The 25,615-nt window shown below is 58.4% G+C and carries 24 protein-coding genes; 10 read left to right on the top strand and 14 right to left on the bottom strand.

All coding sequences use genetic code 11. The features are described 5' to 3' along the window. Window positions 1–4: 4 nt before the first annotated feature. The 3 genes from AC2FJC_RS10020 to AC2FJC_RS10010 all read right to left on the bottom strand — a co-directional run bounded on the left by AC2FJC_RS10020 (window position 5) and on the right by AC2FJC_RS10010 (window position 5,535). A complete protein-coding gene (locus AC2FJC_RS10020; RefSeq protein ID WP_496739394.1) occupies window positions 5–2,902 on the bottom strand; it encodes a DNA translocase FtsK in 2,898 nt (965 codons plus the stop codon). Between the two features lie 14 nt (window positions 2,903–2,916). Continuing rightward, window positions 2,917–4,098, bottom strand: a complete 1,182-nt coding sequence (locus AC2FJC_RS10015; RefSeq protein WP_496739393.1) for an aminotransferase class I/II-fold pyridoxal phosphate-dependent enzyme — start codon at window positions 4,096–4,098, stop codon at window positions 2,917–2,919. A 108-nt stretch (window positions 4,099–4,206) separates the two neighbouring features. Further along, window positions 4,207–5,535, bottom strand: a complete 1,329-nt coding sequence (locus AC2FJC_RS10010; protein WP_496739392.1) for an amidase — start codon at window positions 5,533–5,535, stop codon at window positions 4,207–4,209. Between the two features lie 53 nt (window positions 5,536–5,588). On the opposite strand from AC2FJC_RS10010, the gene AC2FJC_RS10005 reads away from it, so the two are divergent. Next, entirely contained in the window at window positions 5,589–6,851 is a 1,263-nt protein-coding gene (locus AC2FJC_RS10005; RefSeq protein ID WP_496739391.1) for an FAD-dependent monooxygenase, read from the top strand. Here the strand turns inward: AC2FJC_RS10005 and AC2FJC_RS10000 are convergent. From AC2FJC_RS10000 to AC2FJC_RS09985, 4 genes are all read right to left on the bottom strand, one after another. Continuing rightward, complete coding sequence (locus AC2FJC_RS10000; protein WP_058272562.1) at window positions 6,848–7,033, bottom strand: Trm112 family protein; 186 nt, start codon at window positions 7,031–7,033, stop codon at window positions 6,848–6,850. The two genes, AC2FJC_RS10005 and AC2FJC_RS10000, sit on opposite strands and share 4 nt — an antisense overlap. Next, window positions 7,030–7,671, bottom strand: a complete 642-nt coding sequence (locus tag AC2FJC_RS09995; RefSeq protein WP_496722019.1) for an LON peptidase substrate-binding domain-containing protein — start codon at window positions 7,669–7,671, stop codon at window positions 7,030–7,032. Before AC2FJC_RS09995 ends, AC2FJC_RS10000 begins: the two co-directional genes overlap by 4 nt. Window positions 7,672–7,698: 27 nt before the next feature. Beyond that, on the bottom strand, window positions 7,699–8,616 hold the full coding sequence (gene trxA, locus AC2FJC_RS09990; protein WP_282120316.1) for a thioredoxin: 918 nt from the start codon (window positions 8,614–8,616) through the stop codon (window positions 7,699–7,701). 76 nt (window positions 8,617–8,692) lie between these two features. Beyond that, window positions 8,693–9,481, bottom strand: a complete 789-nt coding sequence (locus tag AC2FJC_RS09985) for an exodeoxyribonuclease III (protein ID WP_496739390.1) — start codon at window positions 9,479–9,481, stop codon at window positions 8,693–8,695. Between the two features lie 484 nt (window positions 9,482–9,965). Between AC2FJC_RS09985 and AC2FJC_RS09980 the strand changes: the two genes are divergently transcribed. Then, a complete protein-coding gene (locus tag AC2FJC_RS09980) occupies window positions 9,966–10,766 on the top strand; it encodes a methyltransferase domain-containing protein (protein ID WP_496739389.1) in 801 nt (266 codons plus the stop codon). A gap of 294 nt (window positions 10,767–11,060) precedes the next feature. On the opposite strand, the gene AC2FJC_RS09975 is transcribed toward AC2FJC_RS09980, so the two are convergent. Then, entirely contained in the window at window positions 11,061–11,747 is a 687-nt protein-coding gene (locus AC2FJC_RS09975) for a response regulator transcription factor (RefSeq protein WP_058272567.1), read from the bottom strand. Window positions 11,748–11,908: 161 nt separating this feature from the next. On the opposite strand from AC2FJC_RS09975, the gene ribA reads away from it, so the two are divergent. Continuing rightward, entirely contained in the window at window positions 11,909–13,003 is a 1,095-nt protein-coding gene (gene ribA, locus AC2FJC_RS09970; protein WP_496739388.1) for a GTP cyclohydrolase II, read from the top strand. Beyond that, the gene (locus tag AC2FJC_RS09965; RefSeq protein WP_496739387.1) at window positions 13,000–13,500 is read left to right on the top strand and encodes a L,D-transpeptidase family protein; all 501 of its coding nucleotides are present in this window, start codon (window positions 13,000–13,002) and stop codon (window positions 13,498–13,500) included. Before ribA ends, AC2FJC_RS09965 begins: the two co-directional genes overlap by 4 nt. On the opposite strand, the gene AC2FJC_RS09960 is transcribed toward AC2FJC_RS09965, so the two are convergent. Further along, window positions 13,484–14,143 carry a YggS family pyridoxal phosphate-dependent enzyme gene (locus AC2FJC_RS09960; protein ID WP_496726563.1) on the bottom strand — a complete coding sequence of 220 codons (660 nt, stop codon included), beginning with the start codon at window positions 14,141–14,143 and terminating at the stop codon, window positions 13,484–13,486. The genes AC2FJC_RS09965 and AC2FJC_RS09960 overlap by 17 nt on opposite strands. A 102-nt stretch (window positions 14,144–14,245) precedes the next feature. Beyond that, a complete protein-coding gene (locus AC2FJC_RS09955; RefSeq protein ID WP_496739385.1) occupies window positions 14,246–15,274 on the bottom strand; it encodes a porin in 1,029 nt (342 codons plus the stop codon). A gap of 283 nt (window positions 15,275–15,557) precedes the next feature. Here AC2FJC_RS09955 and AC2FJC_RS09950 point away from each other — a divergent pair, with 283 nt between their 5' ends. From AC2FJC_RS09950 to holA, 4 genes are all read left to right on the top strand, one after another. Next, window positions 15,558–16,046, top strand: a complete 489-nt coding sequence (locus AC2FJC_RS09950; protein WP_496726561.1) for a DUF3576 domain-containing protein — start codon at window positions 15,558–15,560, stop codon at window positions 16,044–16,046. Between the two features lie 72 nt (window positions 16,047–16,118). Next, a complete protein-coding gene (gene leuS / locus AC2FJC_RS09945; RefSeq protein ID WP_496739384.1) occupies window positions 16,119–18,671 on the top strand; it encodes a leucine--tRNA ligase in 2,553 nt (850 codons plus the stop codon). Then, window positions 18,658–19,149, top strand: coding sequence for an LPS assembly lipoprotein LptE (gene lptE, locus AC2FJC_RS09940; RefSeq protein ID WP_496739383.1), 492 nt, complete (start codon window positions 18,658–18,660; stop codon window positions 19,147–19,149). Before leuS ends, lptE begins: the two co-directional genes overlap by 14 nt. Then, window positions 19,146–20,174, top strand: a complete 1,029-nt coding sequence (gene holA / locus AC2FJC_RS09935; RefSeq protein ID WP_496739382.1) for a DNA polymerase III subunit delta — start codon at window positions 19,146–19,148, stop codon at window positions 20,172–20,174. Before lptE ends, holA begins: the two co-directional genes overlap by 4 nt. On the opposite strand, the gene AC2FJC_RS09930 is transcribed toward holA, so the two are convergent. Then, entirely contained in the window at window positions 20,171–21,355 is a 1,185-nt protein-coding gene (locus AC2FJC_RS09930; protein WP_496739381.1) for a TIGR03862 family flavoprotein, read from the bottom strand. The genes holA and AC2FJC_RS09930 overlap by 4 nt on opposite strands. Window positions 21,356–21,403: 48 nt before the next feature. Between AC2FJC_RS09930 and AC2FJC_RS09925 the strand changes: the two genes are divergently transcribed. Then, a complete protein-coding gene (locus tag AC2FJC_RS09925; RefSeq protein WP_282120326.1) occupies window positions 21,404–21,700 on the top strand; it encodes an HNH endonuclease in 297 nt (98 codons plus the stop codon). On the opposite strand, the gene AC2FJC_RS09920 is transcribed toward AC2FJC_RS09925, so the two are convergent. Genes AC2FJC_RS09920 through AC2FJC_RS09910 form a run of 3 tightly spaced genes read right to left on the bottom strand, consistent with a single transcriptional unit; the run spans window position 21,701 to window position 23,789 of the window. Continuing rightward, window positions 21,701–22,438 carry a VOC family protein gene (locus AC2FJC_RS09920; RefSeq protein WP_496739380.1) on the bottom strand — a complete coding sequence of 246 codons (738 nt, stop codon included), beginning with the start codon at window positions 22,436–22,438 and terminating at the stop codon, window positions 21,701–21,703. Further along, on the bottom strand, window positions 22,435–23,043 hold the full coding sequence (locus tag AC2FJC_RS09915; protein WP_496739379.1) for an enoyl-CoA hydratase/isomerase family protein: 609 nt from the start codon (window positions 23,041–23,043) through the stop codon (window positions 22,435–22,437). Before AC2FJC_RS09915 ends, AC2FJC_RS09920 begins: the two co-directional genes overlap by 4 nt. Continuing rightward, entirely contained in the window at window positions 23,040–23,789 is a 750-nt protein-coding gene (locus AC2FJC_RS09910) for an SDR family oxidoreductase (RefSeq protein WP_496739457.1), read from the bottom strand. The genes AC2FJC_RS09915 and AC2FJC_RS09910 overlap by 4 nt, the downstream gene beginning before the upstream one ends. A 132-nt stretch (window positions 23,790–23,921) precedes the next feature. Here AC2FJC_RS09910 and AC2FJC_RS09905 point away from each other — a divergent pair, with 132 nt between their 5' ends. Next, on the top strand, window positions 23,922–25,445 hold the full coding sequence (locus AC2FJC_RS09905) for a DUF2125 domain-containing protein (RefSeq protein WP_496739378.1): 1,524 nt from the start codon (window positions 23,922–23,924) through the stop codon (window positions 25,443–25,445). The last annotated feature ends 170 nt before the right edge of the window (window positions 25,446–25,615 follow it).

Raw genomic sequence — 25,615 nt, 5'->3', positions numbered from 1 at the left:
TATCCTATTGTTCAGGTACGAGGATTTCGCGTTTCCCGACATGATTTGCCGACGAAACAACGCCTTCATCCTCCATTTGCTCAACAAGTCGCGCAGCTTTGTTATAGCCAATGGCAAGTTTCCGCTGAATGTACGAGGTCGAGCATTTGCGATCCTTAATCACGATCGCCACCGCCTGATCGTATAGCGCATCTTCCCCGTTGGTGTTGCCACCGGTGTTGAGGCCCAATACGGCATCGATGTTGTCGGCTTTATCCTCGGATGGGCCGTCCAGTACGGTGTTCACATAGTCCGGTGGGCCGAACTGTTTTAGGTGGTTGACGATTTCCTCGACTTCCTCGTCCGAAACAAACGGGCCGTGGCAACGGGTGATCTTGGCACCACCGGCCATGTATAGCATATCGCCCTGCCCCAGCAGTTGTTCGGCACCCATTTCACCAAGGATGGTGCGGCTGTCGACTTTCGAGGTCACCTGGAACGAAATCCGGGTTGGGAAGTTCGCCTTGATCGTACCGGTGATCACATCGACCGACGGGCGCTGTGTTGCCATGATCAGGTGAATGCCCGAGGCACGCGCCATCTGCGCCAGTCGCTGGATGCAGGCTTCGATCTCTTTGCCCGCGACCATCATCAGGTCAGCCATCTCGTCGACGATCACGACGATGTAGGGCATCGCCTCGGGCGCGAATTCCTCGGTCTCGAACGTTGGCTCGCCGGTTTCGTCGTCAAACCCGGTCTGTACGGTGCGACTGAACAATTCTCCTTTGGCCAGCGCGTCTTTTACGCGGCCATTGTAGCCCGCGATGTTGCGCACGCCCATCTTGGACATCTTGCGATAGCGGTCTTCCATCTCGCCCACGACCCATTTCAAGGCGACAACCGCCTTCTTCGGGTCGGTCACAACGGGCGACAGCAGATGCGGAATGCCGTCATAGACGGACAGTTCCAGCATCTTGGGGTCGATCATGATCAGGCGGCATTCGTCCGGCGTCAGCTTATACAGCAGCGACAGGATCATGGTGTTGATCGCGACCGACTTACCGGAACCGGTCGTCCCCGCAATCAGCAAGTGAGGCATCTTGGCCAGGTTTGCGACCATGGATTCGCCGCCGATATCTTTGCCCAGCGCCAGTGGCAGCGCGTGGTTGCCATCGCCGAAATCACGGCTGGCAAGGATTTCGCGCAGCACCACCATCTCGCGGTTTTCATTCGGCAATTCAATCCCGATCACCGAGCGCCCCGGCAGGGTCGAAACACGTGCCGACAGTGCCGACATCGAGCGCGCGATATCGTCGGCCAGACCGATAACCCGGCTGGCTTTCAGGCCCGGAGCGGGCTCTAGTTCGTACATGGTAACAACCGGGCCGGGGCGGACGCTGGTGATCTCACCCTTGACGCCATAATCGTCCAGCACGTTTTCCAGCATGCGCGCGTTTTCTTCCAAAGCCTCATCGCTAAGGTGATGACGTTGAATGCTGGAGGGGTTGGACAGCAGGCTCAGCGGCGGCAGCTCGAAGTCCGAATGCCGGTCTTCAAAGGACAGCCCAGGTTGCGCTTCGGCCTGTGCACGACGCGACGGCGCAGGCGCTCGGCGCACGGGCTGCGCCACCACGGGTTTGCGCGGTTCGGCCACTGGAATTTTCATCGCAGGAAGCGGGGTCGGTTCCGGCTCGGGTGCGTCTTCAAATACGGCCTCATCCTCATAGACGGGCTCGGGCGCAAAATCCTGATGCAGGGGTTCTTGCTGCCACTCGGGTTCGGGTTCTGCTGTCAGCATCGGCTCGGGTGGCAGTCCGTCCAAGGTCATCGGCGGCTCAGGCGGAAGCTCTTCCCCACCTCTGGGGTTCAGAATCAACGGGTCCGGTCCGCGGCCACGCCCCTTGGTCAAAGGCAGGGTTGGGTCGACTTCAGGTGCCATCTCACCGGTAACCACCTTACGGTTGCGCACGGCTGCGGAAATCTTGGACTTGATGCGATCTTCACCAGGCATTTCATCAAATCCGGCAACCGGGTCACGGTCGATCAGTTCCGGTTCCGGCATCGGATCCGGACGGCGGATCAGGCTGGGCATCCGTGCCAGAAGGCCAGGTTTGACGGGCTCGGGCTCTTCGAAATCCGGCTCTTCGAACATCGGATCGGCATAGGCCATATCATCGTCAAACACGGATTCAGCGGCCTCAGCGCGGGCGGCTTTACGCTCGTCCCACTGCGCCCGGCGATCGCGTGCGGCCTGCGCGGTGACTGATGCACTGCGACCCAGAAGGTTCATCAGCATGTCATAGGACATCACAAGACCCAGCAGGAAGGCGCGCAGACCCTTGCGCACGTCGGCCTTTGTGAACCCAAGAACGAATGTCCCTAATGCCAACATGCCAGCTGCCATCGCCAGCGACATCAGTTTGACCATGAAATGTGACGAAATCGGCAGCAGTGTCAGCAACGCACCCATTACGGTATCACCGAACAAGCCCCCCAGACCAAAGCTGTGGGTCGTGCGCCAGGCCTCGCCCGGTACCAAAGTCGCGGCGTAGACAGAAACGATGGCAATCCAGATCGGCGCAAAGATCAGGCGGGCCACTGCCCGTTCCTCACCAAAATGTCCGGCAAAGCGTATGCCCCAACCGATCAGCACCATTGCGATGCTCCAGCTGCCCCAGCCCACGATCATGAACAGTGGCGCGGCGATCGACGCACCGATCCGCCCCATCCAGTTCTGCACCGGCGCGTCTGTCGACACCATCCAGTTCGGATCAACCGGCGTGTAGGACCAGATCATCGCGGCTGAAGCCAGCCCAAGCAGGATCAGGGCGATCCCGATCAGTTCCTTGCTGCGCCGTTCGATGGCGGCCTGTGTCGTGCTGTCCAGCAATGGATCGCGGTTGCGCGCGTTATATGATGCCATTTTGCCCTCGTACCTCACGAATAGATGCAGTCGCGGAGCGTAGTCAGCCCCTGCCGCAACTCTGTTTTTGGGGCCACCATTGCGACCCGGATAAATTGTTCGCCCGGGTTTTGCCCCGGATCACCTTGAGAAAGATATGCACCAGGCAGAACCCGAACACCGGTTTCCTGCCACAGCCTTAGTGCGGTTTCCTCGCCATTTTCGACCGGCAGCCACAGGAAAAACCCGGCTTCAGGCGGCATATAGCCCTGCACGCCCGCGAAAACCTCATCCGCGATTGTGTATTTTTCCTGATACAGCGCGCGGTTCTCTAAAACATGCGCCTCATCTGCCCAAACTTTTGCGGCGGCAGCCTGCAAAGGTAGCGGTAAAGGCGCACCTGCGTAGTTGCGTAACTGCTTGACCCTCTTGATGGTCTCGGGACCACCCGCGATCAGACCCGAGCGCAGACCAGCCAGATTGGACCGCTTGGAAAGAGAATTGAACAAGGTGATCCGTTCCGGATCAGCCCCAAGTTCCTGTGCAACAGTCAGGACACCGACCGGTGCTATTTCGCGGTAAATCTCGGAATAACACTCATCCGCGAAGATGCGGAAATCATAGGTTTCGGCCAGTTGGATCAGTTCGACCCAATAGTCGCGCGAGGCGACTGCGCCCTGCGGATTGGCAGGCGAACAGATATAGGCCGCAACAGTGCGGTTCAGCACATCCGTAGGCAGGCTGGCATAGTCCGGCAAGTGACCAGTGGCGGCTGTTGCAGGCACAAAAAACGGCTCGGCCCGCACCGAAAGAGAGGCTACCATGTAAACCTGATAGAACGGGTTCGGGCACAGAATGGCAGGCTTTTCGCCATTCTTCTGCTCGGGGCACAGTGCCATCGCCGCGTTGTACAGGCCTTCGCGTGTGCCGTTCAACGCCATCACATTGGTGTCGGGGTCCATCGAAACGCCATAGCGGCGATCAATCCAGCCTGTAATCGCTGAGCGCAATTCGGGCGAACCTTCGTTTGGCGGGTATCCCTTAAACCCGGCCGCGTTTTCTGTGATCACATCGGTGACCCACGCCGGAAAATCATGCATCGGCGCACCAATGGTCATGTGAATCACTTCGCCACCCGGCTGGTGATGATCCAACAGGGTGCGCAGACGCGGGAATGCATATTCCGGTAGGTCCGAAAACCGTTCGGGGAAATTCATAACTACTGCCTCAATACCGGGATCATTTCGCCCCGTTTTAAGGACAGGTTACAGGCCGCACCCGGTTTCGTCCAGACAAAGAGGTGGCGAATCAGGGGATTGTGGCATTCAGGCCAACGCCACCTCGGCGGCTGATCCCAGCCGTAACAGGGCCTCTTCCGAGCCGGGATATCCCATCATCATCACGCCACACCCGGGCATTCCGGTCGGCAGTGTCAATGCAGCAAGTCCCATCAGATTGCCGATACGGGTGTTGCGTAGAGCCAGCAGGTTTTCCGTGACATAGTAGTCATGATCGTTCATCAACCGATCCAGATTCGGCGGCAGAATGGGCGCTGTGGGCGCAAGCACCGCATCAAACCCCGATGTTGCCGCATCCCATGCAGCCCTACAGGCTTTCAGCCTGGACCAGGCAGCGATGTAATCGGCACCCGTCGCGTTTTGACCCGACCGAAACCGTTCCAGAATCTCGGGATACATGGCATCGGGATTGGCTTCGATCACATCGCGCCACAACCCATAAGCTTCGGTCGTGTACAGAATGCCGGACAGCGCCATGGCGTCGTGCAGCTCGGGGACGTCCAGCGGAACGATCTCGGCGCCTGCCTCGGTGAGTTTTTGCAACCCATCCTCAAAGGCCTTGCGCGGTTCATCCCTCAGGTCGTCCTGCGCCACGGTCTGAAGATTGGCAAAGCGGCGGCCTTTCAGGCTGACACCGCGAAGATCCGGCGGAGAGCGCCCCTCCAGCAAGGCCAGCATATGAGCTGCGTCCTCGACTGAGCGGGTCAGTGGGCCAACAGTGTCAAACCGCAGACACAAGGGCACCGTTCCTTCAAGGCTGACACGCCCGGCGGTGGTTTTCAGCCCGACCAGATTGTTCCAGGCCGCTGGGATGCGCACTGATCCGCCCGTATCCGAACCGATCCCACAGGCGGCAAGGCCCCAGGCCACCGATGCGGCCGCGCCGGAAGAAGAGCCTCCGGATACGGCGTCTTCATCGTCAAGGCATGGGGGCGTGCCAGTGATCGGGTTCAGGCCAAGGCCTGAGAAGGCCAGCTCGCTCATATGCGTCTTACCCAGACAGACCGTGCCCATGGCGGTGGCGTTACGCACAACGACCGCGTCCATTTCGGGAACCCGGCCTTTCAGCAAGGCCGAGCCTGCCTCAGTCGCTGTGCCGGCGGTGTCGAACAGATCTTTCCAGCTGATCGGCACACCATCCAGCAGGGACCGCCGCAGGCCCAGATTGGCGCGCTCCTGCGCAGCCTGTGCCTCGGCCCTAGCACGATCATGCGTAACGCGGGCATAGATCCTGTCGCGGTGCGGATGCGCGTCGATGGCGGCCAGATAAGTTTCGGTCAATTCAACCGGATCGATCTGTCCCATGCCGATACCCCGCCCCAGATCACACGCCGTCATGGTCAGCCAGTCCTGCATCCCTGCCCCCTCTGGAAAAAGCACTTTGAGGGACGGTAGCGACAGGACCGCACATGGACAATCCCGAAAGGGCGCGCATATTGCAGGCCATGGAACACAACTCGGATATCCTGATCGTAGGCGGCGGCCTGAACGGCCCGGCCCTGGCACTGGCACTGGCCCAGACAGGGCATTCTGTCACCGTCATCGACGCATTGGCCGAAAAAGCCCGAAAAAACGCGGCTTTTGACGGGCGCGCCTATGCTCTGGCGCTGGCCTCGCAGCGGTTGTTGGATGCGGTTGGCGTCTGGGACAAAGTGGCAGAGCATGCCCAACCCATGCTTGAGATCAAGGTCACCGATGGGCATTCCGGTGCCGGCCCATCCCCGTTTTTCCTGCATTTTGACCATGCCGAGATTGAAGAAGGCCCGATGGGCTACATGGTCGAAGACCGCCACCTGCGCCGCGCGTTTTTGGACGCAATGGCCGAGCAAAGCGGCATCACACAGATCAGCGGCAAAACGGTTGTTGCACAAGCCACCAACGACACGGGCGCAACGCTGACGCTGGATGATGGCACGACCCTGACCGGCGGATTGTTGGTCGGCTGTGACGGGCGCCGCAGCGGCACAGCTGCACGCGCCGGGATCAAGCGCACCGGCTGGGATTACGGCCAAACCGCGCTGGTGTGTGCAATTGAGCATGACCTGCCCCACAATGGCGTGGCGCATCAGTTCTTCATGCCCCCCGGCCCCTTGGCGATTCTGCCGCTGACCGGCAATCGCAGCTCGATCGTCTGGAGCGAGCGCACCGCAATGGCGCAGCGCATCAACGCGATGCCCGAAACGGATTACCTGCAGGTCCTTCGCCCGCGTTTCGGGGACTTTCTGGGTGATATCCGTCTGCAGGGTGACCGATTCACCTATCCGCTGAACCTGACCATCGCCAATTCCTTCATCGGTGACCGTCTGGCGCTGGTAGGCGACGCCGCCCACGGCATGCACCCAATCGCAGGTCAGGGTTTGAATGCAGGTCTTCGCGACGTAGGCGCTTTGGCGGAAGTTCTGACACTGGCTGGACGGCGCGGCGAGGATATCGCATCAGTTCTGGTGCTGGAGCGCTATCAGGAATGGAGACGGTTCGACACGGCGGCGCTGGCCATGGCGACGGATGTGTTCAACAAGCTGTTTTCCAACGACAACCCGATTCTGCGCTTCGGGCGCGACATCGGGATGGAGATCGTTGGCTCAGTCCCTGGACTACGTCGCGGCTTTGTGCGTGAGGCGGCCGGGCTGACCGGAGACCTTCCGAAACTGCTGCAAGGGCGCGCGATTTAATCCAGCTGCCGGGCTTCGTCCACCAGCATCACCGGGATACCGTTGCGGATTGGAAAGGCAAGGTTGGCGGCCTTTGATACCAGTTCTTGCTTTTCGGCATCATAATGCAGCGTGGTGTGCGTTTGCGGGCAGATCAGCGCCTCAAGCATATGGCGGTCAAAGGGGTGTTCGGCTTCGGTCATTGCAGTTTTTCCTCGCTCGATCCGCCCCGCATGGCGAATTCAATCAATGTCACCAATGTCTCGCGGCGCGTGCGAAGGCAAGGTGCCTCAAGCAGCGCCTGTTTCTCTTCGGGATCGAAATCCAGCAGCATCGACAGGGAATTCACCAACAACTCGTCATCGGCATCCTTCAACGTGTCCCAGTCGGTCGAAAGCTGGCGCGAGGAAAAAAACCGTTCGAGCAAATCCAAAAACCGCGACCGATCGAACGCATTGTCCGCTTCGGCCTTGCCGAGATCGCGGTCAAACCCGTCCCATGAAACTGCACAGCGGCGATAAGGTGTAAACGCATCCAACTCGGACTTGATCCGAAAACGTGAGACGCCGGACAGTGTGATCAGGTACCGACCGTCTTCGGTTTCAGAGAACTGCGTCACACGCCCGGCACAGCCGATTTGATGCAGTTTGCTTTCGTTAGACTGACACGGATTCGGCTGGATCATGCCGATCAGCCGTTCAGGTGTTTTCAGCGCGTCGTCCAGCATTTGCAGGTAGCGCGGCTCAAAAATATGTAGCGGCAAGCGAGACCGGGGCAGCAAAAGCGCCCCGGGCAATGGGAAAACGGATACCGTCTCCGGCAGGTCAGCGGGATGCATCATGTACCCGAGTGTAGCCCTGATCAGGAATTAGGCAAATATCATCGAGCTGAGCTTGCGCCGTCCGTTCAGAACAATCGGATCATTGGCCTTCAGCGCGTCGAAAATGGTAAACAGTTGTGCCTTTGCGGCACCGTCATCCCACTCGCGGTCGCGACGGAACAGTTCCAGCAATTGCGTTACAGCCTCTTCAACTTCACCACTGGCGTGCAGCGCCTGTGCAAGATCGAACCGCGCCTGATGGTTGTCGGCATCTGCCTCAACCGCTGCTTTCAGTTCACCCACAGGACCAGCATCGGCAGCCTGTTTCGCCAGCTCCAGTTGGGCATGGGCGGCCTCAACCTCGGCCGAGGTTGAAATCTCTGCGGGTGCGCCATTCAAAATGGCCTCGGCCTGCTCCAGATCGCCTGCAGCAATATGGGCGCGCACCAGACCGCCATAAGCGGCGGCGTGGTTTGGATCTTCCCCCAGAATGGCGGAAAAGGTCTGCGCGGCATCCACAGCTGCGCCATCGGCCAGCATTTCTTCGGCGGCCAGAACAGCGTCATCCAGCTGCCCCCCGGGGCTTTCACCACCGGCGGCCTCAATCACTCGGTCCACAAACGCCTTGATCTCGGACCCTGGAACGGCACCCTGAAACCCGTCGACCGGTTGACCTTTGTAGAACGCGTATACGGTCGGGATCGACTGAACGCGCATTTGCGAGGCGATCATCTGTGCCTCATCCACATTGATCTTAACCATCTTCACCGCCCCTTTGGCGGCGGTCACAGCCTCTTCCAACAGCGGCCCAAGCGTTTTGCACGGACCACACCATGGGGCCCAGAAATCCACGATCACAGGGATTTCCTGCGAGGCCTCGACGACATCGGCCATAAAGGTGGCCTCGGATCCGTCCTTGATCAGATCGGCGGTATCGGGTCCGGCTGCGGCGTTCAGAAGGTCCATGGCATTCACTCTTTCGTTCGAATTTGGCCCCTATATGCAACTGCAAAGGGCAGAAACCAAGGGGAGAGTTGCAGGGTCAAAGGTCGAATGTCGCAAAGACTGGTGCGTGGTCGCTGGGTTTTTCCCACCCGCGCGCATCGCGCAGAACGCGGCTGGAGTGCCCTGCGTTCGAGATATCCTGCGTGGCCCAGACATGGTCCAGACGCCGCCCCTTGTCGGCTGCGTCCCAATCGCGGGCGCGATAAGACCACCAACTGTATAGCTGCCCGTCGGGGATGTCCTGACGGGTAATGTCCACCCATCCGCCTGCGTCCTGCGTTTCGGCCAGCGCCTCAACCTCGATCGGCGTGTGTGAGACGACCTTGAGAAGTTGCTTATGCGACCAGACGTCATCCTCGCGCGGGGCGATGTTCAAATCGCCAACCAGAATGGATTTTTCGGGCTTTTCGGTATGGAACCAGTCGCGCATATCTGTGAGGTAGTCGAGCTTCTGCCCGAACTTCTCGTTCTTTTCACGGTCCGGGATGTCGCCACCGGCTGGGACATAGAAATTGTGAATGGTGACACCATTTTCCAACCGCCCAGCGATGTGGCGGGCGTGACCGAGACCGGCGAAATCCTTGTCACCGACCTCTTCCATCGGCAGGCGCGATAGGATGGCGACGCCGTTATACCCCTTCTGGCCCCTTGCAACCATGTGGGTGTACCCCAGTTCGGCAAATCCTTCGGTCGGGATCTTCTCAACCGGAGACTTGCATTCTTGCAAACACAGAACGTCCGGTGCCTCTTCCTGCAGCAATTTCAGCACGATAGGCTCGCGCAAGCGGACCGAGTTAATGTTCCAGGTGGCAAGGGTAAAGGGCATGGGGGATTCCTCTGTCGCGGTTGGGCGGAGGTTAGCGTGGTGTGGATTGGGGTGCCATGGAAAAAGATCACCGAAGGGCGTGGGTTATTCGGTGGCAGTTAAGTGGGCGGAGCCGCCTTTGGTTTAACTGCACCCCTCCGAACCGCTTCCATCGGTTGTAGTATGGCGCATTGCTAGTCCCGACACTGCGACACGCAGATGCCACATCTTCGCCCACCGTCAATTTCAGCGCGATCTCCCATAGCAGATTCAAATATCTTTGTCCGGCTCGTGTCTTCGCGCCATCTGACTTTCGCTTGTCGCAGTTAGTCAAGTGGCACCGGTTCAGGGGCCTAAGAAAATATTCAGGGGCCTAAGAAAATACAAAGAGGGATAGATGGCAGAGCGAATGCTAAGTATCAGGTTTTTTTTGTTTAACTCGCCAAATGAGCGTGTATTAGGTTGAAGTTCTTCTGGCAGCCACAGCTTTCTAAGGGAGATCAAATTGACAGAGTATTTCGAAGATGAGCAAATCAGCTTCTGGCGCCAACAAAGCCACGATGAGTTGGCAGAAATAGCAGCTGCGCTACACGCACAACGTCGTCAAGCGGAACGAGTTGGGGCTGAAGTGGAAGTGGCTGCATCAAGGCGAACTCTCGCAGACATATTTATTTGTGGTACAGGTATAGAAGTCGGCGCCGGCACACGCCCGTATCCAATACCAAAGGATAGAGCGAAAATACAATACGGCGATGTTCGAAGCTCAGAGGAACTAGAGGAGTACTTTGGGGCAGCCGATTCACCAGACTCAAAAAATATCGATGCACAAACATATGATGGCATGAAAGACGGCTCTCTTGACTTCATAATTTCAGCACATGTTATCGAGCACTTGCAAGATCCTATTGGTTCAATCGAACAAGCTTTAAGAGTTCTAAGACTTGGCGGCGTGCATTTGATAACAGTTCCTGACATGCGGCATACATTTGATCATCGGCGCACGCCAACTTCGGTCGAACACCTGTTGAAGGATTGGTCGGATGGCGGCGCTTCGACAAAAGTTGCTGCGTACGAGGATTTCCTGCGTAGCGTTGCTATTCCTGAGAATTGGACGGAGGTTTCTCCAGACAATGTCGAAATAGAGGCAGTGCGGTTAGCTGCCGCAAATCACGACATTCATTTCCATGCATGGGATAGCGATGGATTTCGAGAGATGCTGGAGATGGTTAAGGCAGATATTGGATTTGAGATCCTGGCGCAGACTTCTGTGCTAAATGAAAATAGTTATGTGTTGAGGAAACGATAAGAAGCGCCTTGGAAAATTGATTTGTGAAATGCTCTGTGACTGCGGCACAAGAATGCAGTCGCACTAAACGGATGTTGGCATACCATCCGAATAACTTCTCAGATCGGCTGTTTCAGAAAACGGCTTTGGGCTCAATTCGGACCTCTGATCCCCACAACCCCCCAAAAAAGGCCGGGCCATAAGGCCCGGCAGTCCAACAGGGAGGTGCATGTCATAACCCGGACATGCGCGGGTTGGGAGTAATCTAATTACACATCCAGAGTATCACTTTGATCCACGTCAATCCACCCGGAGTTACGAGACCAAGCGATATCCGCCCGATTCTGTGACCAAAAGGCGCGCGTTCGATGGATCGGGTTCGATCTTTTGGCGCAGGCGGTATATGTGGGTTTCCAGCGTATGTGTGGTGACACCGGCGTTGTATCCCCAAACCTCGTGCAGCAGCACATCGCGCGCAACCACCCCATCGGCCGAGCGGTACAGGAACTTGAGAATGTTGGTTTCTTTTTCGGTCAGACGGATCTTGCGATCCTCTTCGGTGATCAACATCTTCATCGCAGGCTTGAAGGTATACGGCCCCAGCACAAAGACCGCATCCTCGGATTGCTCATGCTGACGTAGCTGCGCGCGGATGCGGGCCAGTAGGACCGGAAATTTGAACGGCTTAGAGACGTAATCATTGGCACCGGCATCCAAACCCAGAATGGTATCTGCGTCGCTGTCATGGCCGGTCAGCATCAGGATCGGGCTTTTGACGCCTTGTTTGCGCATCAGACGGCACAGCTCACGACCGTCCGTATCCGGCAGACCGACGTCCAGAATGACCAGATCGTAGATCGCCTCGCGTGCGCGCTCCATGGCGGATTGACCGTCTGCCGCTTCGAACACGTCGAAATCCTCGGTCATCACGAGTTGCTCGCTGAGCGCCTCGCGCAGATCTTCATCGTCATCCACCAGCAGGATTTTCTTGAGCTGAGCCATGTCCGGTCCTCCTAAGCCTTTTCCACCATTTGCGTGCGGAAGATGCAATCAACAAGATTTACTGCAATGGTCTCACGCCCTCGTGTCTGACGCAGAGGAATTGTTTCACTTTTTCTTCTGTTCGGGTTAGACGAAGACCAACACGTTATAGGGTAACATAGATGAGTCTTATCCCCGATATCTCGGAATTGCTGGCACGGGCCCGCGCGGATCTGCGTATGGGCGTTCCCGTCGTATTGACTGATGACAGCGGGTTCAGCGTCATTGCGATAGCGTCCGAGACATTAAGCGCACAACGGCTGGCCGATCTACGGAACTTCGAAGGTCAGCCTGTGGTCGCGATCACCGTAAGACGCGCGGAAACGCTGAAGGCACGCGCCTATGATGGCGACCTCGCACGAGTAATCATCCCATCGGACACCGACATCGCATGGGTTCAGGCGGTCGCCGACCCCTCGGATGATCTGAATACCCCGATGAAAGGCCCCCTGATGTCCGAGCGTCAGGGAAATGCCAACCTGCACCGTATTGCCATCGCTTTGACGAAGTCCGCACGCCTCTTGCCAGCTGCCGTGGTGGTTCCAATTGATGACGGTCGCGATTTTGCGGTGGCACATGGCCTGACCTGCATCGACCATACCCGCGCTGCGCCGCATCTGGCAGATCGAAGCGCCCTGCACGCGATTGCCGCCGCGCGCCTGCCAATGGAAGTGTCCGAGGCCGGTCGTCTGCATGTTTTCCGCCCCGAAGATGGCGGCGAAGAACACTATGCCGTAGAAATTGGGCGTCCGGACCGCAGCAAACCTGTGCTGGCCCGGTTGCATTCGGCCTGTTTCACGGGCGACTTGATGGGCAGCTTGAAATGCGATTGCGGACCCCAGCTACGTGGAGCGCTTGCCCAGATGGGGTCCGAAGGCGCGGGCGTGTTGCTGTATCTCAATCAGGAGGGACGCGGTATCGGCCTTGCCAACAAGATGCGGGCCTATTTCCTACAGGATCAGGGATTTGACACGGTCGAGGCCAATCACCGATTGGGATTCGAAGATGATGAACGTGATTTCCGACTGGGTTCGGACATTCTGAAAGAACTAGGATTTTCGTCGGTTCGGTTACTGACAAACAACCCGGCGAAAATCGCGATGATGGAAAAGACGGGCATCGCCGTGACTGAAAGAGTGCCGCTGAAAGTGGGTGAAACAGCCCATAATCGGGGATATCTGGCGACCAAAGCCGCGAAGTCAGGCCATCTGCTGTGACCCCTGAAGATCTGGTGCTTACGCCACGCGGCGTCCGGTTTGCCGGTCGACTCTTTCCCTGTTCGGTCGGAAAAGGCGGTCTGACAAATGACAAGCGCGAAGGCGATGGGGCCACGCCGATCGGGGTACACCATATTGTCGGTATGCTGTTTCGGCCGGACAGGCTCACAGCTCCGACCGCATGGTCCATCCCAATAGGCCCCGGAGATCTTTGGTCTGATGATAGCGCGGACGGTCAGTACAACCAGATGGTCTGCGCGCCCTACGCGCCCAGCCATGAAAAGCTGCGGCGCGCGGACCCCCTGTACGATCTTGTCCTGATCACAGACTGGAACTGGCCGAACTCGGTGCCGGGCCGCGGGTCCGCCATTTTCCTTCACCAGTGGAGACGCCCCGGCTACCCAACCGAGGGCTGCGTTGCGTTTCGCCGCGACCATTTGCATTGGATCGCGCGTAGAATTTCCCCCGGAACGCGTCTGATTATCCCGCAGGTTTGACTCGCTCGCCAAAGATGGCGGACCCCACACGCACATGGGTGGCGCCCAGTGCAATCGCCTGCTCGAAATCACCGCTCATCCCCATCGACAAGCCCTGTAACCCGTTGCGTTCGGCGATCTTGGCCAGCAACGCAAAATGCAGCGAGGGTTCCTCTTCAACCGGCGGGATTGCCATCAGACCCTGAACCGGCAAATCCAGTCCGCGACACTCGGCGATGAAGGCATCTGCGTCAACCGGCATGATCCCCGCTTTCTGCTCTTCTTCTCCGGTGTTGACCTGGATGAAAACATCAGGGCAGTGGCCAAGCTCTTGCGCCAACCGCGCAAGTGTTTTCGCCAGCTTGGGCCGGTCCACCGAGTGAATCGCGTTGAACAGCTCCATTGCCTGCCGGGCCTTGTTGGTTTGCAGCGGTCCGATCAGGTGCAGGTCAATCTCTGAGAATTTCTCTTTAAAGCCCGGCCATTTTTCGGCCGCTTCCTGCACGCGGTTTTCCCCGAAACAACGGTGGCCCTGGCTTAGCACAGCCTCAACACGTTCATTCGGCTGGACCTTTGAAACCGCGATCAGCTTTGTCGATCCCGCAAGTCGTCCGGCGGCGGATTCGGCCTTGGCGATGCGGGCAGTGATGTCGTGCAGCGACATGGAATTCCTTTCTCTGCTTTGAGGGCAGAAAAACACCAAGTCCGCGCAAAAGAAAAGGGCAGGTCCAAAGACCTGCCCTTAAACTTTGTGGTTCAGATCAACTTAGAAGTTGAACTGAGCACCGAAGTCAGCACGTACTTGGCTGTCGCCGTCGCCACGCTTCTGCTGGCCCAGACCACCGCGCAGCGATGCGCCGCCGCCCAGGTCGTACTTAACGCCGATACCATACTGCTGCAGGTCGTCATCCGCCGAACCGTCACCGTAAGCGGCGGTCAGAGTGGTTGCCGCGCCCAGGTTGTAGGCCAGCGACAGACCGTATGCGGTGCCGTTGCGAGCGTCGTTTACAACGTCATCGTCAGCTACAAACAGTGTGCCCGAGAAGTCACCGAATTCTGCGCCCAGGGTCAGAACGGCCAGCGACTGCTTTTCGCTCGCGCTGTTCACGTTCGCCTTGGTTTCACCATAGGCCAGCGCTGCGGTGATGTTGTTGAAGTTGTAGGTTACGCTAACGTCCCAGCGGTCTGCGTCCTGCGCAACACCGTCCAGAGCAACAGTTGCCTGGTCGTAAGATGCGCCGAAAGCGAAGTCGCCAACTGCGTACTGGAAGAACACAGCGTTCGCACCCGAACCGGTCGACGAGTAACCCAGGAAGCTGTAGTCAACGCCCGAGTACTGGCCGATGAAGCTTTCCAGGCCAGGCTCGTTACCGTAGTAGTTCGCCAGGTTGTCGAACGAACCCGCAACGTTGCCCGCGTCAACACGCAGACCACCGTAGATGACCGAGAAACGTGCGCCGTTCAGGCCAGCCGAGTTGGCTTCGCCGTTGCCGGCATTTTCGTCAGCCTGCAGACGAACACGAGCCGAGAACTCAACGCCGCCATCGGTTTCTGCGGTGCCGTCGATGTTCAGGCGGAAGCGCGAGACCAGGATGGTGTTGTCGGTGTCGACGGTCGCGGTGCCAGCGGCAGTAACTGCGCCAGTTGCCGGATCAACGGTGAAGTTGTCAACAGTGCCGGTACGGTCTTCAAGGTAGCCAATACCAAAACGACCGTAGCCGCTGAATTTAACGTCGGCCGCTGCAACGCTTGCGGTTGCAATCAGAGCGGTCGATGCGAAGAGAACTTTTTTCATCTTGTTTCCCTCGGTTTCAAAAGTTTTTCTACTCGACATATGCCTCAGCACATGTCTCAGCACGGGAACCGTTTCGCTCGGATTACCCCCAAAGCGCAAGCTTGCCTTAAATGTGAAGGGTGCATTGGCCCCAAATTGGTGCAAGGATGCCACAGTCGATATTTGGGGACTAAACTGCCGTCCACACTGACATGTGTAACAAGAATAGGGTTGTTGCTGAACAGGACCTTGTCTAGGAGTAACACTTAACAAAGTAGACCAAGTGAAACAGGACCAGTCGACAATGCGCCTGCAGACGATTTTCGGTTTGATCATAATAACTGCTGCCGTGTCGGCCTGCGGACAGAATCAGAGTGCGGCTCCTAATCCCGCATTGCTGTATACAGATAGCACACGTACAGAAGAACGAGAGCTGAACGATCCGGAGCGCACAACAATCTGGGACGTATTCAACCGCGGGAATGCCGAACAGATCGTCAATGTGAATCGGTATCTTTGGGCTGCCTCGCTGGATGTGCTGAATTTCCTCCCGATTCAGGAGGTTGATCCCTTTACCGGCGTGATCGTAACAGGTTACGGCACGCCGCCTGGTGGCGGACGCTCTTATCGCGCGACCGTGCATATAAGTGACCCGGCCCTGGCGGCGCGGTCGCTTTCGGTGGCACTGCAGACCAGCGGGGGCGCTCCGGTAAGCGCCGCGACGTCGCGGGCGGTCGAGGATGCGATCCTAAACCGCGCACGCCAGTTGCGCATTGCGGACAACAAACTCTAGCCACCCGCCGAAAATCACAATATTACCACGCCGGGTTCACGCCCGGCGTTTTCATTCACGAAGGACCGCACAATGTCGCGCTACTCGGCCACCGAAATCGAAGCAAAATGGCAAGAGGCCTGGGACAAGGCCGGGATCTTCACCGCCGACCACACGGCAGACAAGCCGAAATATTACGTGCTTGAGATGTTCCCTTACCCGTCGGGGCGAATCCATATGGGGCATGTGCGCAACTATACGATGGGCGACGTCATTGCGCGCCACAAACTGGCGACGGGGCACAACGTGCTGCACCCGATGGGCTGGGATGCTTTTGGAATGCCTGCGGAAAACGCCGCCATGGCTATTGGCGGCCACCCGAAAGACTGGACATACAGCAACATCGCCGACATGCGCGGGCAGATGATGCCGCTGGGCTTGTCGATCGATTGGTCCCGCGAATTCGCCACCTGTGACCCCGAATACTATGGCCAGCAACAGGCTCTGTTCCTTGATATGCTCGACGCCGGGTTGGTTTACCGCAAAAACGCCGTGGTGAACTGGGACCCGGTCGACATGACCGTTCTGGCCAATGAGCAGGTGGAAAATGGACGCGGTTGGCGCTCGGGCGCGCTGGTGGAACGGCACGAGCTGACGCAGTGGTTCTTCAAAATCTCGGACTATTCCGAAGAATTGCTGGATGCGCTTGATACGCTGGAGAACTGGCCTGCCAAAGTGCGGCTGATGCAGGAAAACTGGATCGGCAAGTCGCGCGGCCTGCAATTTGGCTTCGAACGTACTGATGGTGGTGAGCCCATCACCGTCTATACGACTCGGCCCGATACGCTGTTGGGCGCGTCCTTTGTTGGTATTTCGCCGGATCACCCGATTGCCAAGCAGCTTGAGGCCGAAAACCCCGAAGTTGCTGAGTTTGTTGCCGAATGCCGCAAGGGTGGCACCACGGAAGAGGCCATCGAGACTGCCGAGAAGCTGGGTTACGACACCGGCATTCGCGTGCGTCACCCGCTGGACCCGAATTGGGAACTGCCGGTCTGGATCGCCAACTTCATCCTGATGGATTATGGAACTGGCGCGATCTTTGCCTGCCCCGCGCATGACCAGCGTGATCTTGATTTCTGCCGCAAGTATGGCCTGCCGGTCATCGACACCTTCTTTGCACTGGATGACGATAAGCCGGTCGACAAGATCGCCTTTGTGCCGCCGAAAACTGAAAAAGTCCGCTGGGTGGACCACTTCGCAGGCCTGACCGAGGCCACGGGGGATGAGGCGATCAACGCCACCGTCGATTTCGCGGAAAAAGCAGGTTGGGGTGAAGGCGTCACCAAATATCGCCTGCGCGATTGGGGGCTCAGCCGTCAACGCTATTGGGGCTGCCCGATTCCGGTCGTGCATTGCGACAAATGTGGCACCGTGCCCGAGAAGAAAGAGAATCTGCCGATCGAATTGCCTTACGACGATGGCAACGGCAAACCCATCGACTTCTCGATCCCCGGCAACCCGCTGGACCGCCATGCCAATTGGCGTGACACCCCTTGCCCGTCTTGCGGCGCGCCTGCCAAACGCGAAACCGACACGATGGACACATTCGTCGATTCGTCGTGGTATTTCGCCCGTTTCACCGCGCCACGCGCTGACACACCCACCGATCTGGCCGAGGCCGAATACTGGATGAATGTCGACCAGTATATCGGCGGTATCGAGCACGCGATTCTGCACCTGCTCTATTCGCGCTTCTTCGCGCGGGCGATGAACATCACCGGACACCTGCCGAAGAAGGCCATTGAGCCGTTCAATGCCCTGTTCACGCAAGGCATGGTGACACATGAGATTTATCAGACACGCGACGCCAATGGCCGTCCGGTTTATCACCTGCCCGAAGATGTGAATGACGGAAAACTGGCCGACGGCACGGAGGTTGAGATTATCCCCTCGGCCAAAATGTCGAAATCAAAGAAAAACGTGGTCGACCCGGTCAGCATAATCTCGGCCTTCGGTGCGGATACCGCGCGTTGGTTCGTCCTGTCCGATTCGCCGCCAGAACGGGATGTGGAATGGACCGCATCCGGGGCCGAGGCTGCGTTCAAGCACCTTAGCCGTGTGCATCGGATCGCGACGGAAATCGCCGAATCGGATGTTCCGGCCAATGCCGAGGATGAAACCCTGCTGCGTGAGATGCACAAGGCCATCCATGACGTCACAGGCGGTGTCGAATCTTTCGGCTTCAACGCCTCAATCGCCAAGCTCTATGCTTTCACCAACACCCTGGCCAAATCCAAGGCGGGCACCGCAGCCAAACGCGAGGCCGCCAAAACGCTGGCACAGCTGATGTCGCCGATGACCCCGCACCTGTCCGAGGAGCTTTGGCAGCTGCTGGGTGGCGAAGGGCTGGTTGCCACGGCATCATGGCCGGTTGCGGATGCAGCTATGCTGGTGGACGACACCGTCACCCTGCCGATCCAGATCAACGGCAAGCGCCGCGCGGAAATCAGCGTGGCCAAAGATATGCCCAAGGACGAGGTTGAAAAAGTCGCGCTGAGCACCGAAGCTGTGCAAAAGGCGCTGGATGGCGCCACACCCAAGAAAGTAATCGTTGTACCGGGCCGGATTGTGAATGTCGTCGTTTAACCGCAGAACCTTGTTGCTGATGCCTTTGGCGCTTGCCGCCTGCGGGTTTGAACCTGTGTACGCTCCGGGCGGATCGGGCTCGGCGCTTTTTGGTCGCGTAGAAGTGTCGGCACCAAACACGGTCACCAGCTTTCTTCTGGTCGAAGATCTGGAACAAAAGCTAGGCCGTAGCGCAACATCCGGCAGTGAATACAGTCTGGACGTTTCCGTCGTGACCCAGACGGTGGCGGCATCGATCACCTCAACGAACGAAACCAACCGTCTTATCATCAACGGGACCGCCAACTATTCGCTTAGATCGAAAGCGACGGGGCAAGTTCTTGCCTCGGGCTCGGTGACGGACTTCGTGGGGTATTCGGCTGCCGGTTCCACCGTATCCACCCTGGCTGATGAGCGGGATGCAACGCAGCGCCTGATGGTGATTCTGTCCGATCAGATCATCAGTCGGCTGTACGCCACGCCGGACCTGTCCGCATGAAGCTGAGCCCGCGCGAGGCCGAGGGATATTTTTCGAGACCCGACGCGGACAAGACCGGGCTGTTGATCTACGGTGCGGATGCGATGCGCGTGGCGCTAAAGCGGCAACAGGTTTTGGCCGCTCTGCTGGGGGCAAACGCCGAAGAAGAGATGCGGCTGACCCGCCTACCCGGAAGCGATCTGCGTGGCGATCCGGCCTTGTTGCTGGATGCGGTCAAGGCGGTCGGGTTCTTTCCCGGGCCGCGCGCTGTATTCGTCGAAGACACAACCGACACGGCCGCCCCCGCAATCCTTGCCGCGCTGGAAGATTGGGTAGCTGGCGATGCCCAAATCATCGTCACCGCCGGGCAGCTCAAGGCCAGCTCCAAGATTCGCAAAGCGTTCGAATCGCACCGCTCGGCCTATGCGGTAGGTATCTATGACGACCCACCATCCCGGGCCGAAGTCGAACGAATACTTTCTGAGGCCGGTTTGCAAAACATCCCGCGCGATTCGATGGCCGCGATTGCTGAGCTGGCAACCGGTATAAGCCCCGGTGACTTTACCCAAACGATTGAGAAACTGTCGCTTTACAAGCGCGGTGACAGTTCCGAGCTGACCATTGAAGACGTCGAAGCCTGCGCGCCCCGCTCGACCGAGGCCGCACTGGATGATGTGCTGAACGTGGTTGCCGATGGTCGCGCGGGTGAAATCGGCCCGCTGATCCGACGTTTGCAATCACAGGGAACCAATGCGGTCAGCCTGTGCATCGGCGCGACAAGGCACTTCCGCACTTTGTACGCCTGCGCATCCGATCCGGGCGGAGCAGCACAGGGCATCGGAAAGCTGCGCCCCCCGGTTTATGGGAAACGGCGCGACCGCATTCTGCGTCAGGCCCAAGGGTGGGGTGCGCCAAAATTGCAAACTGCGTTGACGGTTCTGACAGATACGGACCTGTCGCTGCGCTCGGCCGGGCAAACGGCACCGGCCATGGCATTGGTCGAACGTGCCATGATCCGTTTGGCGATGCTGGCGCGGACCCGCTAACCGCTTTGATCCAACCAATATGCCGCCGAACGCCCAGCCCAACGGCCGGTCGCCAGGCAGGCTGTCAGAAGGTACCCCCCGGTCGGGGCCTCCCAATCCAGCATCTCGCCCGCGCAAAACACTCCGGGACATGCAGTAAGCATGAGCCACTCATTAAGCGCCGGACGTGGCACACCTCCTGCTGTGGAGATGGCCTCGTCCATCGGGCGCAGGCCCGAGTGTCTGATCTGCAGATGCTTGATCACGCTTACGTCTAGCGATGGAATCTGGCCATCGCGCTTGGACATTTCATGAAACAGGGCGACCTTTTGCGGAGACAGGTGCAGAGATTTCTTCAGCCACTGCGACAGGGTCGTTTTCGATTTCTTTGACGCAAAACGACTACGCAACGTATCGGCATCCAAATCCGGAACCAAATCGACAAAAAGCGGTGCTCTGTCACGCAAGGCCGGGGTCAGTGAGTACAATCCACCCCCTTCCAACCCTTTCGCCGAAACCGCAGCCTCGCCGCGACTTTCCAACTCTCCGGCCCTCCATCGCACCGATTTCAAAGCCGCGCCAAAATGCGGCTGCATATGGGGGCTCCATTCCACGGAAATGGCTGAGTTTGCGGGTGCGAAAGGTGTGAGGGGCACGCCTTTACCCGTCAGCACCGATGCCCATGCTCCGTCTGATCCCAACCGCGACCAGCTTGCCCCGCCCAGCGCAAGAACGGTCACATCGGGGAATAGCTTCTGCCTGCCATCAGCCGTGTCGAATACGGCTTGGGCACCTTCCCAACCAACCCACCGCCAGCGTGTTCTGACCTGAACGCCAGCCTCTGCCAGCCGTGCCAGCCACGCCCGCAACAGCGGAGAGGCCTTCATCGATGTCGGAAACACCCGCCCGGTCGAGCCTGTGAACAGCTCTTGCCCCAACCCTTGCGCCCATGTTTGCACGTCCGAGGCATCAAATTCGGCAATCATTGGTCGCAACCAGGTCGCAGCCTCACCATAGGATCCCAGCAAAGTCTCAAGCGGCTCGTCCTTGGTCAAATTCAGCCCGGACTTCCCGGCCATCAGGAATTTTCGCGCCACCGAAGGCTTGGCCTCGGCCACAACAACAGAATGCCCGGCTTTGGCCATTTCCTCGGCCGCCATCAGGCCTGCGGGTCCGCCGCCGATCACCAGTGCCTTTGCCATCCCTGCCCTCTTGCCTTTCGCGCCACCTGACGCAACCTTACCCTCGTCATGACGAACCGCGATCCGACCTGCCCGCTCTGCAACCGCCCGATCCCGGACGGGGGCGGAAGCCTGCACCATCTGATCCCAAAACTCAAAGGGGGCAAGGGCGGACCCACCGTCTTGCTGCACCAGATCTGCCATAAAGAGGTGCATGCGACCCTGACCGAGGCGGAATTGGCCCGTGAATTCAACAGCGTCGAGGCCCTGCGCGCCCATCCGAGGTTGGAGAAATTCCTGAATTGGGTTCGCAAACGCCCGCCCGGCTTTCGCTCGAAAGTTCCGGGCAAGCGTCGGGGTCGTTGATCAGCCGGGGTTTACCGGGTCGCCAAACGCATCCCGTGTCGGCGCGGCAAGCCCCTGAAACTCCAACCCGCGATAATCGGGAACATTGGAAAATTGTGCGCCGTCGACATGCTGGAACTCCAACGTTGTGTAAGGGCGTTTCCAAAGCCATTCGCGGTTTTCCACAGCCCAAGGGTCTGGTTTTGGCGGAACCTCGTCGGTGAACGCATAAAAATGCAAATCAAAGCCATACTGCCCGACGTCCTGCATCGAAAGCAGGCGCATACCCTGATCACGGCAGAATGCGTCCTCGGCTGCCATTTCCCCGGTGCGCAGGGTGATCTGACCGATACAGGCTTGTGCAAACGGCTCGTTCGGGTCTGCGGCATTTGCTGGCCGGTTGCCTTCGAAATCATGCTGAAGCAGCTCGATCACGAACCCCTCGGGGTCTTTGAGGTGAGACATGTACCCGATGTCCAAGAACTGTTTCGGGTCCGAGACCTCAACCCCCTTGCCCCGCAGGAACGCGGCGGCCAGATCAACGTCCGGTACGGTGATGCCGATCTTCCAATAGCGTTGTCCTGTGTCATGGGTGTATCCGCCGCCGCCGGGCATCAGCAGCAAATCGGCGTCCTGCCCCGAATAGCCGATGCGCAGGCTCACCCCCTGGGCCTGAACCGACATCCCAAGGACATCCGTATAGAATTTGCCCAGTTTTTCAGGATCGGCGACGCGCAGTCGCAAGCCAGACAGCCTCATCCGCACAGCCCGGCGATACCGGCAGCGATCTTGGGATCGGCGGCGGTGCTATCAGCGACCAGTTCACGCGCTGTCGGCATCAACGCGTCCGGCGCCACCACCCGGTCCACCAGACCAAAGGCATAGGCCTCATCCGCCGTGATCTTTTGACCGGCCATCAGGATCATCTTGGTGCGGGAGGGTCCGATCAGGGTCGACATGCGGGCGGGATCAGACGGTTGCGGCAGAAACCCCAGCTTCATTACGGGATAGAAAAACTTGGCGGACGGGACCGCAATGCGAATGTCACAGGCCAGCACCATCCCATTCGCGCCACCGGCCAGGGTGCCATTCAACGCGGCGACTGTAAGGCACGGCAGAGCGGCGATTGCGCCCGACAAACGCTCCCATACGTCTGAGGTTGCAAGACCCGCGCGCGCCTCATCCAGATCGGCACCGGCACTGAACACTTTGCCGGCCCCGGTCAGAATCAACGCGCGCGCCTCGGTGGCGGCTTCGGCAATCTCGGCCAGCTCAGTCAGCATCGCCCCTGTCAGCGCATTGGCTTTGCCCGGGTTGTTCAGGGTGACAATCCACAAGCCGTCTTCTTTGTTTAATTCGATCACGTCAGCCCAACCCTTTGTCGAATATCTTCACGCCGCAGCGAGATTTCGGTTCCCAAAAATTCATCCGTGTCTGCGGTACACATCCACAGCAGCGCCTTCGCCGGCCAGTCTGCAGGAATGTGATCGCTCCAGTCCAACTGACTGACAGCGTTGATGCCGCTGGTTTTGATGACCCGCTGCATGTCGGTCGCCACGGTTCCCGGTGACAGACCCATGGCGCGGATGCCGTGTATCGATTCCTCAAGGTGCAGGCATTCCGTCAGCATCTTGGCACCAGCCTTGGATGCGCAGTAATGGCTCCAGGCTTCGATCGGGTTCGAGGCCGCGCCGGATGATACGGTCAACACTGTGCCCCCGCCCGCCGCCCGCATAATGGGCAAGGCCGCGCGCATTCCGTAGAATACACCTTTGAGGTTGATATCGATCGCCTTGTCCCAAGCCGCAACATCCGCGTTCGAAAGATGGAAGATCGGATCGATGACACCGGCATTTCCGATCAGGACATCCAATCCGCCAAAGCGGTCGACGCAATCTGCCACAGCCTGTTCGACCTGCGCAAAATCACTGACGTCACATTCCAGCGCGATCACATTTTCGCCCAGCGCAGATGCCAATGCGGCGATCTGATCGCGACTGCGCGCGACCAGCGCCACGTTTGCGCCTGCTGCGGCAAAAACGCGCCCTGCCTCTGCCCCGATGCCGCGGCTGGCCCCGGTTATCAGTACGGTTTTCCCCTGCATTTGTATCCTCTACCTCTATCGGTTTGAAATTGTGTGAATGCTTACCGCGCGAAAGCGTAAAGGGTCCAGTCCTTGCCCCTTGACGCCCGACGCCACAAACACGACGATGCCCGCAAAATTATCTAGAAGGGTACTGTAATGTCCGTTTTCCTTCGCCGCAGTTGCGGTGCTGTTTTGGCTTATGCTGTTATCACACAAGGTGCACTTGCCGACCTGACCTCACAGGATGTCTGGAATGACTGGAAAACCTATCTGGGTCAGATGGGGTACACCGTTTCGGGCGACGAAACCGTTGCAGGAAATGTCACGACGATTGCCAACATGGCCATGTCCATGGACTTACCGGAAGAAGAGGCAACTTTTCAGATGGTCGTTCCAGAAATGACCCTGACGGAAAATGGCGACGGTACGGTGAGTATTGGTTTCCCCGAGAATTTTCCGATGACGATTTCCGGAGAGGGGGACGGCGAAAAGTTCTCGGTCAATGTCGATTATTCGCAGAGCGAGATGAACCTGGTCGTTTCAGGCTCGCCCGGCGAAATGACTTATGACTATTCGGCCGACACGATAGGCATCAAGCTGGATGGTCTGAATGTGGACGGCGAAAAGATGCCCGCTGATGCGCTGGCGCTCAGCCTGAACATGACAGATCTGGCCGGCAGCTCGGTCATGAAAATTGGTGAGAACCGTGACATAGATCAGAAGTTCACTGCGGGCGGGATGACCTATGATATGGCATTTCAGGACCCGGACAGCGGCGACACGGCTAGGGTTGACGGCTCGATGAGCCAGCTGGCGTTTGAAGGTACAAACGTTATCCCATCCGAATTCGACATCTCGGACCCGCAGGCCTTCTATAAGGCGGGCTTCTCGTTCTCGGGGCTGTTCACCTACGGATCCGGCCAGAACGCGATTGCAGGGACCAGCGAAGGCGAGGCATTCTCGGTCGGAAGCGAATCCCAAGGTGGCAAATTTGGCGCCAGCATCGACGCCGAGCGTCTTGCCTATGACATCGAGCAGAACAGCGCGAAAGTCGCAGTGACGACCGCCGACCTGCCCTTCCCGATTGAAATCGCGATGGAGAACGCCGGGTTCAAGTTTGAAATCCCGGTGCAGAAATCCGAGGAAATCCAACCGTTTGGATTCGCCATGAACCTGACCGACTTCACCATGTCGGATATCCTGTGGAGCATGTTCGACCCAGCAGGCGCCCTGCCGCGCGACCCGGCGACTATTGCGCTGGACACGACCGGGACCGCCAAGGTTCTGTTGAACATCTTTGATCCTACCGCAGTCGAAAACCTGGATGCATCTGATGCCGCACCGGGCGAGTTGCACTCGCTGAAGATCAACGAACTGCTGGTGTCTCTGGTCGGGGCCAAGCTGACCGGTGAAGGCGATTTCACCTTCGACAACTCCAACGTCTCAGAGTTCGACGGAATGCCCGCGCCGACCGGTGTTGCCAAGCTGAAACTGAATGGTGCCAACGCCCTGATCGACAAGTTGATCGAGATGGGGCTGGTGTCGGACAGCGATGCAATGGGCGCTCGGATGATGATGGGTCTGATGGCCGTACCGGGTGACGAGCCCGACACGCTGAATTCGGAAATCGAATTCACTGCGGATGGTCAGATTCTGGCGAACGGCCAGCGTATCAAGTAACACTTCGGGAAGGCGGCACCGCTGCCTTCCCAAACCTTCGCCCGTGGTGCGAACTCCGGCACCGGGCGCATCGTGCCGAATTCCCTTTCAATAGTTTGCTCAACCTAAAATAGCCGCAGGCCTTGCGAGACCGGCGGTCCAAGGCTAGGTCGAATGCACACAGACCGGAG

It is taken from the genome of Ruegeria sp. CDSB117 (assembly GCF_059611005.1).
Note: the sequence above shows the minus strand (reverse complement) of the source record. Positions and strands in the feature narration are given on the sequence as shown.